This is a genomic window from Achromobacter spanius, assembly GCF_039673305.1.
Lineage (GTDB): Bacteria > Pseudomonadota > Gammaproteobacteria > Burkholderiales > Burkholderiaceae_B > Achromobacter > Achromobacter spanius_F.
In genome coordinates, this window is record NZ_JBDJLJ010000045.1 from 1 (window position 1) to 12,811 (window position 12,811).

A 12,811-nucleotide genomic window follows, 5' to 3' on the forward strand; every position below is an offset into this window, starting at 1 on the left:
GGCCTACGCCGTGCTGGCGCGGCCGCAGGGCGAAACCATCTCCTCGTATTTCGTCGACCGCGCGCTGCCGGACGGCGGCGGCACCAACGTGGTCAACGTGATCCTGGTCGACTTCCGCGGTTTCGACACGTTCGGCGAGATCACGGTGCTTGGCATCGTGGCGCTGACGGTCTACGCGCTGCTGCGCCGCTTCCGCCCCGCGGCGGAAAGCGCCGACCTGCCGCGCCAGCAGATCGACCAGGACGGCGGCGTTCCCGAAGCGCCCGACATCAAGTCGCTGGTGCCGCCGAACTCGATGATGGTGCCTGCGGTGCTGGTCCGCCTGCTGCTGCCCGTCGCCGCGCTGATCTCGGTGTACTTCCTGCTGCGCGGCCACAACCAGCCGGGCGGCGGGTTCGTCGGCGGCCTGATCTTCGCCACCGCCGTCATCCTGCAGTACATGGTGGGCGGGGTGTACTGGGTCGAGTCGCGCAGCCGGCTCAACCCGCAGTACTGGATCGCGATCGGCCTGCTGTGCGCCGGCGGCGCGGCGGTGACGGCCTGGCTCGCCTACAAGCCGTTCCTGGCCGCGCTGGCCTGGGATGTCGCGCTGCCGCTGGTCGGCCACGTGCACCTTTCCAGCGTGCTGCTCTTCGACCTGGGCGTCTACATGCTGGTCGTGGGTTCCACCGTGCTGGTGCTGGTGGCGCTGGCCCACCAATCGCTGCGCGCGCAACGCAAGGCTGCCGCCGAACTCCAGGCGGCCGCCGCTCAAACAGGGGAAGCCTGATGGAATTGATATACGCTGCCGCGATCGGAGTCCTGGCGGGCTCGGGCGTCTGGCTGCTGCTGCGGCCCCGGACGTTCCAGTTCATCATGGGCCTGTCGCTGGTCTCCTACGCGGTGAACCTCTTCATCTTCGGCATGGGCCGGCTCAGTTCCGGCCGCCCGCCGGTGGTGGATCCGGCCATGGCGCATGACCCCTCCTGGTATACGGATCCGCTGCCGCAGGCGCTGGTGCTGACGGCCATCGTCATCGGCTTCGCCACCACCGCGCTGTTCCTGGTTGTGCTGCTGGCCTCGCGTGGCCTCACGGGTACCGACCACGTTGATGGACGGGAGTCCCAATCTTGAATTTTTGGCTTCAACATCTACCCGTACTGCCCATCATCACCCCGCTGGTCGCGGGGGCGGCGATGCTCCTGCTGGCCGACACCAGCCGCTATGCGCGCAGCGGAATCGCGCTGGTGTCCACACTGGCCCAGCTGGCGGCCGCCATTGCCCTGCTGGTGGTCGCCGGCGGCGGCGTGCCGGGCGTCTGGCCCGAAGGGGTAGGGGTCTACCTCGTGGGCGATTGGCCGGCGCCGTTCGGCATCGTGCTGGTCGTCGACCGCCTGGCGGCCGTGATGCTGACCCTGACCGCGGTGCTAGGCCTGGCCACGCTGGTCTACGCGCTGGCCCGCTGGGACCGCGCGGGGGTGCATTTCCATTCGCTGTTCCAGTTTCTGCTGATGGGCCTGAACGGCGCCTTCCTTACCGGAGACCTGTTCAACCTGTTCGTGTTCTTCGAAGTCCTGCTGGCGGCATCCTATGGCCTGCTGCTGCACGGCTCGGGCGTGGCGCGCGTCAGCGCGGGCCTGCAGTACATCGCCGTGAACCTGGTGGCGTCGTTCCTGCTGCTCATCAGCATCGCGCTGATCTACGGCGTCACGGGCACGCTGAACATGGCAGACCTGGCGCTGCGCGCCGGCAACCTGGCAGGCTCGGAGCGCATGCTGTTCGAGGCGGGCGCGGCCATTCTTGGCGTGGCCTTTCTCGTGAAGGCAGGCGCCTGGCCACTCAACTTCTGGCTGGTCAAGGGCTACGGCTCGGCCGGCGCGCCCATCGCGGCCATGTTTTCCATCATGACCAAGGTGGGCATCTACGCGCTGCTGCGCATCGGCTCGCTGCTGCTGCCGTCGGGTGCGCCCGCGGCCTTCAGCCTGGACTGGATGTTCGCCGCGGGACTGGCCACGCTGCTGTTCGGCGCCCTGGGCCTGCTGGCGACCCAGCAGCTGGAAAAGATGGTGGGCTACTGCGTGATCGTGTCGGCGGGCACGCTGCTGACCGCGCTGGGCATGCCCGGCGTCACGCTCACGGGTCCGGCGCTGTTCTACCTGATCAGCTCGGTGCTGACGACGGGCGCGTTCTTCCTGCTGGCCGAACTGATCGAGCGCACGCGCAGCTTCGGCGCCAACGTGCTGGCGGTCACGCTCGACGCCTTCGACCTGGATGATCCGGCATCGGTCAACCGGTCCGACGACGTGGTGGGCGTGGCCATTCCGGCCGCCATGGCATTCCTGGGCCTCGCGTTCATTTCATGCGCGCTGCTGGTGACGGGGCTGCCGCCGCTGTCGGGCTTCGTGGCGAAATTCTCGCTGCTGTCCGCCGCCGTGTCGGCCGCCACCGAATCCGCGCCGCCGATGGACGCCTGGCTGCTGGTGGCCGCCGTGCTGATCTCGGGCCTGGCCGGCTTGATCGGCCTGGGCCGCACCGGCATCCGCGTGTTCTGGGCCAGCGACGACCGCAGCACGCCGCGGCTGCGCGTCATCGAGGCCGGCCCGGTGGCCGTGCTGGTGCTCCTGTGCATTGGCTTGGCCGCGGGCGCCGGTCCGGTATCGGCCTACCTGGACGATGCCGCCCGGTCGCTGGACCAGCCCGCGTCGTACATCGACGCCGTCATGTCCGCGCAGACCGTGCGCGGCGCCAACGGAGGAAGCTGATGCGCCGTCTCTACTTCCTGATCCTGCCCACGCTGCTGTTCGTGCTGTGGCTGGTGCTCAACGAAAGCCTGTCGGTGGGCCAGATCGCGCTGGGACTGGCGCTGGCGCTGTGGTTCACCTGGGCGGCCTCGCGCCTGCGTCCGCTGCACGCGCGGCCGCGCCGCCTCTGGAAAGTGGTGCCGCTGTTCCTGCACGTCACGGTGGACATCATCAAGTCCAACATCGCCGTGGCGCGGCTGATCCTCAATCCCCGCCCCAATGTCTTTTCCCCCGGGTTCATCATGATCCCGCTCACCATGCGCGATCCGCATGGCCTGGCGATGCTCGCCTGCATCGTCACGTATACGCCCGGAACCGTCTGGGTGGACCTGACCGACGACCACAGCCTGAAGCTGCACGTGCTGGACCTGCAGAACGAAGGCGAATGGATCAAGCTCGTGCAGGAGCGCTACGAGCGCCCGCTGATGGAGATGTTTGAATGAATACCGCACTTTACTGGGCGGCGTCCTTTGCCTTGCTCTGCTTTGCGCTGGGCATGGTGTTCGCCACCGTCCGCCTCCTGCGAGGCCCCACTGCCCAGGACCGCGTCCTGGCCCTGGATACGCTGTACATCAACGGCATGCTGACGATGCTGGTGTTCGGCATCCGGTCCGGCACGTCCGTCTATTTCGACATCGCGCTGCTGATCGCGCTGTTCGGTTTCGTGGGTTCCACCGCCATGGCGCGGTTCCTGCTGCGCGGAGAGGTGATCGAGCCATGATCGGTGCCGAACTTCCGCTGTGGGCCAGCATCCCCGCCTGCATCCTGCTGGTGCTGGGCGGCCTGCTGGCCGTGACCGGTTCCGCGGGCCTGCTGCGGTTCCGGACGTTCCAGGCGCGCATCCACGCGCCGACGCTAGGCAACACGCTGGGTTGCGGCTGCGTGCTTGGCGCCTCCATCCTGGTGTTTTCGGCGCTGTCGGCGCGTCCGGTCTTCCATGAAGTGATCATCACGCTGCTGCTGATTGTTTCGTCGCCGGTCACGGCCATGCTGCTGATGCGCGCGGCCACCTACCGCAACCGGCTGACCAAGGCCGACGCGGACAGGGACGCGCGCTAGGGGTTGAATTGTTGTGTCCCTGTTTTTAAGCGCTGAAACGTAACCTTACGAATTCATGTCGCTGGACATGTCCCCCACCGCTCAACAGTGGGATAGTGGTGTCGGTTGGCTGCGTGGTGCCTGAACCGCGCGGCCCGGGTTCAATCTCTTTCAAAGGAGCTGACCATGATTCTTCGACACATGCCCACCAAGCGTCTTGCGGCAACCCTGTGTACGGCAGGCCTGATGTTCGCCGCCGGCGCGGTCCACGCGGCCGATACGACCAGCGGCACGGCCACGCCCCAGGGCCGTTTCCAGCAGGATATGGCCCGGTGCAAGAGCGGCGACACCAACCAGTCCGTCGACACCTGCAAGCGCGAGGCCGGCGCGGCCAAGCAGGAAGCCACGCGCCAGAATCTCCGGGACGCCAGTCCCGAGCAGCTGCAGCAGAACATGCTGGCCCGCTGCAACCGCCTGCCCGAAGCGCAGCGCCAGAGCTGCGTGACGCAGATGACCTCGCCCAACACCACGGTGCGCGGCAGCGTGCAGGGCGGCGGCGTGCTGCGTGAAACCGTGATCCAGGTGCCGGCGGACAGCGTCGCGCCGGCGGGCACGGCGCCGGGCATGGCGCCCGCGCCGGGCACGACCACCGCGCCGATCCGCCAGTAGGGCGGGGCAGAAGGGGCGCAACCGCCGCCGCATTCAGGCAAAATGGCGGCTGTCGCCCCTTTTTACGCATATACATGTCCGACGTCATCGCCCTGATTTTCGATTTCGACGACACGCTGGCTTCGGACAGCACGTCCGGTTTCCTGGACAGCATCGGGGTGGACACGGCTTCCTTCTGGAAAGACCAGGTCGACCCGCTGCTGTCCCAGCAGGACTGGGACCCCGTGCCCGCCTATCTCTACAAGATGATCCAGCTCTCGCAAGAGGGCCGGCATGGCCTCATCACGCAGCAACGCCTGAATGAATGGGGCGCCCGCCTGGAACTGCACGATGGCGTGCCCACGCTGTTCCAGCGCCTGCGCGCCGCCGTGCGCGCCGAGCAGCCGCAGGTGCAGCTCGAGTTCTACCTGATCTCCAGCGGCATCGGCGACGTCGTCCGCTCCACGCCCATCGCGCACGAGTTCACCGAAATCTGGGCCTCCGAATTCGTGTACGGCGCGGACGGCGGCATCGCATTTCCGCGCCGCGTCGTCAGCTTCACCGACAAAACCCGGTATCTCTTCCACATCCAGAAGGGCATCATCGGCCGCGATTTCCGCAACAAGCCGTTCGAGGTCAACCGCAAGGTCCCCGAAGACCGGCTGCGCGTGCCGTTCGACCAGATGGTGTTCGTCGGCGACGGCTACACCGATATCCCGTGCTTCTCGCTGATCCGCCGCGCCGGCGGTTTTGCGTTCGGCGTCTGGGATCCCAAGCATCGCGACAAGCGCAGCCGGGCCTGGGGCTTCATCGAAGAAGGCCGGGTGTCCAACCTGAACCAGGCCCGCTACGACGAACAGGCCGAACTCTATCAATGGCTGGAAGAGGCCGTCACCAGCCTGGCCGGCCGCATCGCGCTGAAATCCCGGGTGTACCGTGGTTGATCCGACCCCCATGGCGGCGGTTCCGCCCTGGACCGAAGAGGACGCGCGCTACATCACCCTGGCCCTGGAGCAGGCCCAGGCGGCGTACGACATCGGCGAGGTCCCCGTGGGCGCGCTGGTGGTCTCGCCGCAGGGCGACATCCTGGGACGCGGCTTCAACCGCACCATCATCGACCACGACCCGACCGCGCACGCCGAGATCGTGGCGCTGCGCAATGCCGCCCGCCAGCTTGAAAACTACCGGCTGCCGGGCATCACCGTCTATGTCACGCTGGAGCCGTGCGTCATGTGCATCGGCGCCATGCTGCACGCGCGCCTGTCGCGCGTGGTGTTCGGCGCCTACGACCCCAAGACCGGCGCCTGCGGCAGCGTGCTGGACGTTGGCGCCGTTCCCAAGCTAAATCATCACACTTCAGTCACCGGCGGCGTGCTGGCCGAACCGTGCGGCGACCTGCTGCGCCGGTTCTTCCGCGAGCGCCGCGCCAAGGAATCCATCGCATGAGCACCCCCAAAGCCGCCAAGCCCGCCGCGCACGCCGGCCATGATCACGATCACGGCCACGACTGCGGCGACGATTGCGGCCACGACCACGACCACGGCCACCATCACGGCCACCTGCCCGATGCCCGCGGCATCTACCTGATCTCGCCGTCGTCCGCGGTGCGTGATCCGGCCACCGTGGAACTCGCGCGCGAACGGCTCCAGGGGCAGGGCTTCAAGACGGCCGTGGACCGCACCGCGCTCGCCGTGCACCAGCGCTTCGCCGGCACGGATGCGCAGCGCCTGGCCAGCCTGACGCGCGCCATCAAGCAAAAGCTTCCCATCGTCATGGCGACGCGCGGCGGCTATGGCCTGGGCCGGCTGCTGCCCGCCATCGACTGGAAGGCCATCGCCGACAGCGGCAAGCGCTTCGTGGGCATGAGCGACTTCACCGCGTTCAACCTGGGCCTGCTGGCCCAGACCGGCGCGGTCAGCTACACCGGCGCCACCGCCGTCCAGGACTTCGGCGGCAAGAAGGTCGACGACCTGACCGAGGCGCTGTTCGGCGAAGTAATGCGGGGCGAACTGGAAATCCTCAGCTTCGAGACCCAGGACGCGGACCCGGTCGATGCCCGCGGCATCCTCTGGGGCGGCAACCTGGCGATGGTGGCCTCGCTGCTGGGCACGCCCTATATGCCCAAGGTCCGCGGGGGCATCCTGTTCCTGGAAGACGTGGCCGAGCATCCCTACCGCGTCGAACGCATGCTGATCCAGCTTGCGCAGGCCGGCATCCTGGCGCGCCAGAAGGCGATCGTGCTGGGCCGGTTCACGGACTACAGGCTGGCGCCGCACGACAACGGGTACGACATGCAGGAAGTCGTGGCGTGGCTGCGCAAGACGGTCAAGGTGCCGGTCGTGACCGGCCTGCCGTACGGGCATGTGGCCACCAAGGCCACCCTGCCGGTCGGGCAGAAGGTGGGCATCGCCACCGAAAAGGGCCTGGCGCACCTGGTGCTGGACGAGCACCACCACTGATCCTGGCTGGCTCCAGGCCAGCGTGCGCAGGCGCGCGAGAACCGCGCCTGGCAACGGCCTGGCCGCATTGATGGAAGAGATGGGCTCGCGTTGTAAACGGGGGCGCATCCCCCTTTGCTACACTATCAGGTTTCCCCGCATGCGCCTTCGGGCGCCTTCAAACGCAAATACACCGTGATATCCACAGCCAATCTCACCATCCAGTTCGGTCCCAAGCCCCTTTTCGAGAACGTCAGCGTCAAGTTCGGGGAAGGCAACCGCTACGGGCTGATCGGGGCCAATGGGTCCGGCAAGTCTACGTTCATGAAGATCATCGGCGGCGACCTTGAGCCCTCCGCCGGCAACGTCGCGCTCGAGCCGGGCGTGCGCCTGGGCAAGCTGCGCCAGGACCAGTTCGCGTTTGAAGACCTGCGCGTGCTGGACGTCGTGATGATGGGCCATACCGAAATGTGGTCCGCCATGTCGGAACGTGACGCCATCTATGCGAATCCGGAGGCGACCGAAGACGACTACATGCGTGCGGCCGACCTGGAAGCCAAGTTCGCCGAATACGACGGCTACACCGCCGAAGCCCGCGCGGGCGAGCTGCTGCTGGGCCTGGAAATCGCCGTGGACCAGCACAACCTGCCCATGCGCGAAGTGGCCCCGGGCTGGAAGCTGCGCGTGCTGCTGGCGCAGGCGCTGTTCTCCAATCCCGACGTCCTGCTGCTGGACGAGCCCACCAACAACCTGGACATCAACACCATCCGCTGGCTGGAGAACGTGCTCAACAGCTACCAGAGCACGATGATCATCATCAGCCACGACCGCCACTTCCTGAACCAGGTGTGCACGCACATGGCCGACGTGGACTACGGCGAGATCCGCATCTACGCCGGCAACTACGACGACTACATGCTGGCGTCCACCCAGGCCCGCGAGCGCCTGGTGGCCAACAACGCCAAGGCCAAGGAGCGCGTGGCCGAACTGCAGGACTTCGTGCGCCGCTTCGCGGCCAACAAGTCCAAGTCGCGCCAGGCCACCTCGCGCCTGAAGCAGATCGACCGCATCAAGGCCGACCAGGTCGTGGTCAAGCCGTCGTCGCGCCAGAACCCGTACATCCGCTTCGAGCAGAACAAGGTCATGCACCGCCTGGCGGTCACCGTCGAAAACCTGTCCAAGGCCTACGACGCGCCCGTGATCACCAAGTTCTCGGCCATGGTCGATGCCGGCGAGAAGATCGCCATCATCGGCGCCAACGGCGTGGGCAAGACGACGCTGCTGCGCCTGCTGGCCACCGACCTGCAGCCCGATTCGGGTTCCGTGAAGTGGTCCGACAACGCTGACCTCGGCTACATGGCCCAGGACGTCTCTGACCAGTTCCTGCAGACCGACATCAACCTGCTGGACTGGATGGGCGACCATCGCCAGCCGGGCGACGACGACCAGTCCATCCGTTCGGTGCTGGGCCGCCTGCTGTTCTCGGCGGACGACCTGCCCAAGGCGCCCAAGGTGCTGTCCGGCGGCGAAAAGAACCGCATGACCTTCGGCCGCCTGATGCTGGGCCGGCACAACGTCATGCTGCTCGACGAACCGACGAACCACCTGGACATGGAATCGATCGAATCGCTGCAGTTCGCGCTGGAAAAGTACGAAGGCACGCTGGTGTTCGTCTCGCACGACCGCGAATTCGTGTCGGGCCTGGCCACGCGCGTGATCGAAATCCTGCCCTCGGGCGAGATCGTCGACTACCGCGGCGGCTACGAAGACTACCTGTCTTCGCGCGGCATCGAGGCCTGATCCCGCCCGGTTGACCTGGAAGCGGCGCACGGCCTCGTGCGCCGCTTTTGTTTATGCGCCCGAAATCGGCGCCACGCCTGCGTTCAGCCAGCCGCAATCTGCATTGCGCTATCATCGGCCGGTCCCTGGCGGCTGTCCGGCCAGGCCTCTTCTTGCCCCCCAAATGTCTTCCTCTCAGCATGCCGCGCCCGATGGCGCGCAGATCGGCACGTTCACGCTGACGGCCCGCATCGTTGCCATCGCCTTCTTCACCTTCATCTGCTATCTGGCCATCGGCCTGCCGCTTGCCGTGCTGCCGGGCTACGTGCACAACAACCTGGGCTACGGCTCCGTGCTCGCCGGCCTGGCGATCAGCGTGCAGTACGTGGCCACCTTGCTCAGTCGCTCCCATGCCGGGCGCATGGCCGATACGGTCGGCCCCAAGCAGACGGTCGTGATCGGCATGGCCGCCTGCGCGGTCAGCGGCGTCTTCCTGCTGCTCGCGTATGCCTTCGAACGCACGGCCTGGCTCAGCCTGGCGGCGATCATCCTCAGCCGCCTGGCCCTGGGCTTCGGCGAAAGCTGGGTGGGAACCGGCTCGGCCACGTGGGCGATAGCCAGGGTAGGGCCGCTGCACACCGCCCGCGTCATCTCCTGGAACGGAATCTGCACCTACGGCGCGCTCGCGCTGGGCGCCCCGCTTGGGGTGCAGCTGGAAAAGCAATGGAGCATGGGCGCGCTGGGCGGCGCGGTGCTGCTCCTGGGGCTGGGCGGCCTTGGGCTGGCCATCGCGCGCAAGGCGGTCGCCATCGTCGGCGGGCACCGCCTGGCGTTCAAGAGCGTCGTCATGCGCGTCTTCCCGCACGGGATGGCGCTGGGGCTGGGCTCGGTGGGTTTCGGCACGCTGGCGGCCTTCGTGGCGCTGTACTACGCGAGTTCCTCCTGGGATGGCGCGGCGCACGCGCTCAGCGCCTTCGGCGGGGCCTTCATCGGGGTGCGCCTGCTGTTCGCCGGCACCATCACCCGCTTTGGCGGATTCCGCGTGGCGCAGGTGTCTTTCGTGGTGGAAGCAGCCGGGCTGCTGCTGCTGTGGGTGGCCCCCAACCCGGGCATGGCGCTGGTGGGCGCCGCCCTCACGGGCTGCGGATTCGCGCTGGTGTTTCCGGCGATCGGGGTCGAGGCGGTGGCGCGCGTGCCGGCGGGCAGCCGCGGCGCCGCGCTGGGCGCTTACTCGGCGTTTCTCGATCTGGCGCTGGGCGTCACCGGGCCGATCGCGGGCTACATCTCCAGCGGCTTTGGCTACCCCGCGATCTTCCTGGCGGCGTCCGTGGCCGTGATGGTGGGCTTCTTTATCGCATTTGCGCTGCAACGCGCGGCCACCCGTCATGCTGCCTCAACGGCCGCCGCCTGATCGTTATTACAAAAAGAAGTAAGGACATGCCGTATTGATCGTTTGGATTCATATAACGAATTGTTAGATTTGAGCCTCGTTTCCACGCGCGCCCAAGATTCGTTCCATGAACCTGACCTTCGACAACGTCCACAAGCACTTCGGCGACCTGCCGGTCGTGGATGGCTTCACCAGCGAATTCAAGACCGGCGAACTCGTCGCCCTGGTGGGGCCTTCGGGCTGCGGCAAGTCCACGCTGCTGCACCTGGCCGCCGGGCTGGAACAGCCGACGCAGGGCCGCGTGCTTGCGGACGGCGTCCCGGTCGCCGGTCCGCACCCCAGCCGCACGCTGGTGTTCCAGGAACATGCGCTGTACCCCTGGCTGACCCTCGAAGACAACGTGGCGCTGGCGCTGGAATTCCAGAACACCCCCAAGAAGCGCGCCCGCGAGGCCGCCCGCGAATGGCTCGCGCGCGTCAGCCTGGCCGGCTTTGAACACTATTACCCGCATCAGGTGTCGGGCGGCATGCGCCAGCGCGCCGCGCTGGCCCGCGCCTTCATCGCGCAGCCCCAGACCATGCTCATGGACGAGCCCTTCGGCGCGCTCGACGCGCTGACCCGCCTGAGCCTGCAGGATGTCCTGCGCCAGCTGATCGCCCAGGAAAAGCCCACCGTGCTGCTGGTGACGCACGATGTCGACGAAGCCCTGTTCCTGGCCGACCGCATCGTCGTCTTCAGCCCGCGGCCCGCCCGCGTGCTGCGCGAATTCAATCTGGCCCACCGCGTCAAGACCCACGACCTGGCCGACCTGGCCGCCGAAAAGCGCGAAATCCTGCGCCTCTTGGGCATCGGCGTGGGCGGCGCGGACGCGCACTCGGACCTGGCCCTGGCCGCCTGATCTCACTCTTTCTTGAATACCCCGGCCGCGCCCCGGCGCCGCCGATTCCCGAATTCCCTGGAGCTCCTGATGAAACTGAAGCAATGGCTGTCCCTGCCGCTGGCCGCGGCGCTGCTGGCGGCTGCCCCCGCGATGGCCGCCGAGAAATTCCGCGTGGGCTACCTGCGCGTGATGGACGATGCGCAGGCGATCGTCGCGCAAGAGGGCGGCTATTACAAGAAGGCCGGCCTGGATTCCGAACTGATCGAATTCAAGTCGGGCACCGACCTGATCAAGGCGATCGTCGGCGGCCAGCTGGACATCGGCGTGCTGGGCTTCACCAATGCGGTGGCCTGGGCCTCGAAGGGCGCGGACCTGAAGGTGGTGGGCGGCGCGCAGCAGGGCTACCACTCGCTGATCGTGCGCGATGACTCCGGCATCAAGGACATCGCCGGCCTCAAGGGCAAGACGCTGGCCTCGCAGGCCGAAGGCAGCACCGCCGACGTGGTCCTGAAGGGCGTGGTGCTCAAGCAGGGCAACCTCGGCGCCGACGACGTCAACGTCATGGGCGTGAGCCCGGCGGTCGCCGTGCAGTCGCTGGTCGGCAAGCGCGTGGACGCGGCCTTCCTGTTCGAACCCTACGACCGCATCGCGCAACTGGTTGCGCCGGTCAAGCAGATCTACGAAGTCGGCCAGGCCTGGCCGTTCCCGTGCATGGTCGTGATCACGTCCGGCGAAACCCTGACCAAGCGCAAGGACGACGTCTGGAAGGCGCTGGACGCCCAGAACCAGGCCATCACGCTGCTGCAGAAGGAGCCCGCGCAGGCCTCCAAGCTGATCGCCTCGTACTTCATTGCCGAGCCCACGCTCAAGACGCTGAGCCGCGGCGAGCTCCCGCGCGAAACCGTTATCGCCGAAGCCATCAGCACGCAGGTGTTCACGCCCAAGCTGACGCAGAAGGATACGGCCCGCATGCAGGAAATCGCTGACATCCTGCAGGCCCAGGGTTCGCTCAAGACGCGCGACGGCAAGCCGTACGACGTCTCCAGCATCGTCGACCTGTCCTGGCAAGAGGCTCGCAAGCTTTGAGCGCATCCACCCGAGTGACCGGCGCCCGCAAGCATCTTGCGGGCGTTTTGGGCGTCCTGTTCATCCTGGCGCTTTGGCAACTGGCGGCGTTCGCGCTGCCGGACTTCCTGATGCCGGGCGTGCCAGCCGTGGTCGAACGCCTGTTCGAAGACCTGGGCAAGCAGTCCTTCCACCAAAGCCTGTTGGGCACGCTGGGCCGGCTGGGCGCGGGTTACGGCCTGGCGCTCGCGGCAGGCATCGGCTTCGGCCTGGTGGCGGCCGTGCTGTTCTTCTTCCGCGAAGTGTTGCGCAGCGCCATCGTCATCCTGCAATCGATCCCGTCGATCGCCTGGGTGCCGCTGTTCCTCATCGTGATGGGGTTCGGCAATACGCCCATCATCGTGGTCGTGGCGCTGTCCGCGTTCTTCCCGGCCGCGCTCAGCGTGATGAACGCCACCGAATCCGTGCAGCGCGTGCACGTATCGGCGGCGCGCGTCATGGGCGCGACGCGCTGGGGGCTGGTCAAGCGGGTGTACCTGCCCGCGGTCATGCCCGAACTCATCACCGGCGCGCAGCTCGCGTTCGGCAACGCGTGGCGCGCGCTGATTTCGGCGGAAATGCTGATCGGCTTCGGCAAGGGCCTGGGCCGGTCGCTGGCGTATTCGGGCGAGATCGCGGACATGACCGGCGTCATGACCAACATCCTCGTCATCGCCGTGCTGGCCGCGCTGATCGACCAGTTCGTGCTTGAAAACCTCAAGCACCGCCTGTTGCGATATCAGTACGTCTGAAT

The 12,811-nt window shown here is 67.1% G+C and carries 15 protein-coding genes; all 15 read left to right on the forward strand.

Annotated elements, in window-relative coordinates; genetic code table 11:
• Positions 1–769 (forward strand): hydrogen gas-evolving membrane-bound hydrogenase subunit E (mbhE, locus tag ABE485_RS24100; protein ID WP_346517767.1); only part of this gene is annotated, 769 nt, incomplete at its 5' end.
• Entirely contained in the window at positions 769–1,113 is a 345-nt protein-coding gene (locus ABE485_RS24105; protein WP_346517768.1) for a Na+/H+ antiporter subunit C, read from the forward strand. The genes mbhE and ABE485_RS24105, both read left to right, overlap by 1 nt.
• The gene (locus tag ABE485_RS24110) at positions 1,110–2,741 is read left to right on the forward strand and encodes a monovalent cation/H+ antiporter subunit D (RefSeq protein ID WP_346517769.1); all 1,632 of its coding nucleotides are present in this window, start codon (positions 1,110–1,112) and stop codon (positions 2,739–2,741) included. The genes ABE485_RS24105 and ABE485_RS24110 overlap by 4 nt, the downstream gene beginning before the upstream one ends.
• Positions 2,741–3,223 (forward strand): Na+/H+ antiporter subunit E, encoded by a 483-nt coding sequence (locus ABE485_RS24115; RefSeq protein WP_346517770.1) that lies wholly within the window; start codon positions 2,741–2,743, stop codon positions 3,221–3,223. The genes ABE485_RS24110 and ABE485_RS24115 overlap by 1 nt, the downstream gene beginning before the upstream one ends.
• On the forward strand, positions 3,220–3,501 hold the full coding sequence (locus ABE485_RS24120) for a K+/H+ antiporter subunit F (RefSeq protein WP_346517771.1): 282 nt from the start codon (positions 3,220–3,222) through the stop codon (positions 3,499–3,501). The genes ABE485_RS24115 and ABE485_RS24120 overlap by 4 nt, the downstream gene beginning before the upstream one ends.
• Positions 3,498–3,839: a monovalent cation/H(+) antiporter subunit G gene (mnhG, locus tag ABE485_RS24125; protein ID WP_346517772.1), complete on the forward strand. Its 342-nt coding sequence runs from the start codon at positions 3,498–3,500 to the stop codon at positions 3,837–3,839. The genes ABE485_RS24120 and mnhG overlap by 4 nt, the downstream gene beginning before the upstream one ends.
• Positions 3,840–4,004: 165 nt before the next feature.
• On the forward strand, positions 4,005–4,487 hold the full coding sequence (locus ABE485_RS24130; protein ID WP_346517773.1) for a hypothetical protein: 483 nt from the start codon (positions 4,005–4,007) through the stop codon (positions 4,485–4,487).
• Between the two features lie 74 nt (positions 4,488–4,561).
• Positions 4,562–5,410, forward strand: coding sequence for an HAD family hydrolase (locus ABE485_RS24135; protein ID WP_346517774.1), 849 nt, complete (start codon positions 4,562–4,564; stop codon positions 5,408–5,410).
• Positions 5,411–5,420: 10 nt separating this feature from the next.
• A complete protein-coding gene (tadA, locus tag ABE485_RS24140; RefSeq protein WP_346517814.1) occupies positions 5,421–5,912 on the forward strand; it encodes a tRNA adenosine(34) deaminase TadA in 492 nt (163 codons plus the stop codon).
• Entirely contained in the window at positions 5,909–6,925 is a 1,017-nt protein-coding gene (locus ABE485_RS24145) for an LD-carboxypeptidase (protein ID WP_346517775.1), read from the forward strand. Before tadA ends, ABE485_RS24145 begins: the two co-directional genes overlap by 4 nt.
• A gap of 174 nt (positions 6,926–7,099) precedes the next feature.
• Positions 7,100–8,704, forward strand: a complete 1,605-nt coding sequence (locus ABE485_RS24150) for an ABC-F family ATPase (RefSeq protein WP_346517776.1) — start codon at positions 7,100–7,102, stop codon at positions 8,702–8,704.
• A gap of 163 nt (positions 8,705–8,867) precedes the next feature.
• Positions 8,868–10,094 carry an MFS transporter gene (locus ABE485_RS24155; RefSeq protein WP_346517777.1) on the forward strand — a complete coding sequence of 409 codons (1,227 nt, stop codon included), beginning with the start codon at positions 8,868–8,870 and terminating at the stop codon, positions 10,092–10,094.
• Positions 10,095–10,200: 106 nt separating this feature from the next.
• Complete coding sequence (locus ABE485_RS24160; RefSeq protein ID WP_346517778.1) at positions 10,201–10,971, forward strand: ABC transporter ATP-binding protein; 771 nt, start codon at positions 10,201–10,203, stop codon at positions 10,969–10,971.
• Between the two features lie 69 nt (positions 10,972–11,040).
• Positions 11,041–12,039, forward strand: a complete 999-nt coding sequence (locus ABE485_RS24165; RefSeq protein ID WP_346517779.1) for an ABC transporter substrate-binding protein — start codon at positions 11,041–11,043, stop codon at positions 12,037–12,039.
• Positions 12,036–12,809 (forward strand): ABC transporter permease, encoded by a 774-nt coding sequence (locus ABE485_RS24170; RefSeq protein WP_346517780.1) that lies wholly within the window; start codon positions 12,036–12,038, stop codon positions 12,807–12,809. Before ABE485_RS24165 ends, ABE485_RS24170 begins: the two co-directional genes overlap by 4 nt.
• The last annotated feature ends 2 nt before the right edge of the window (positions 12,810–12,811 follow it).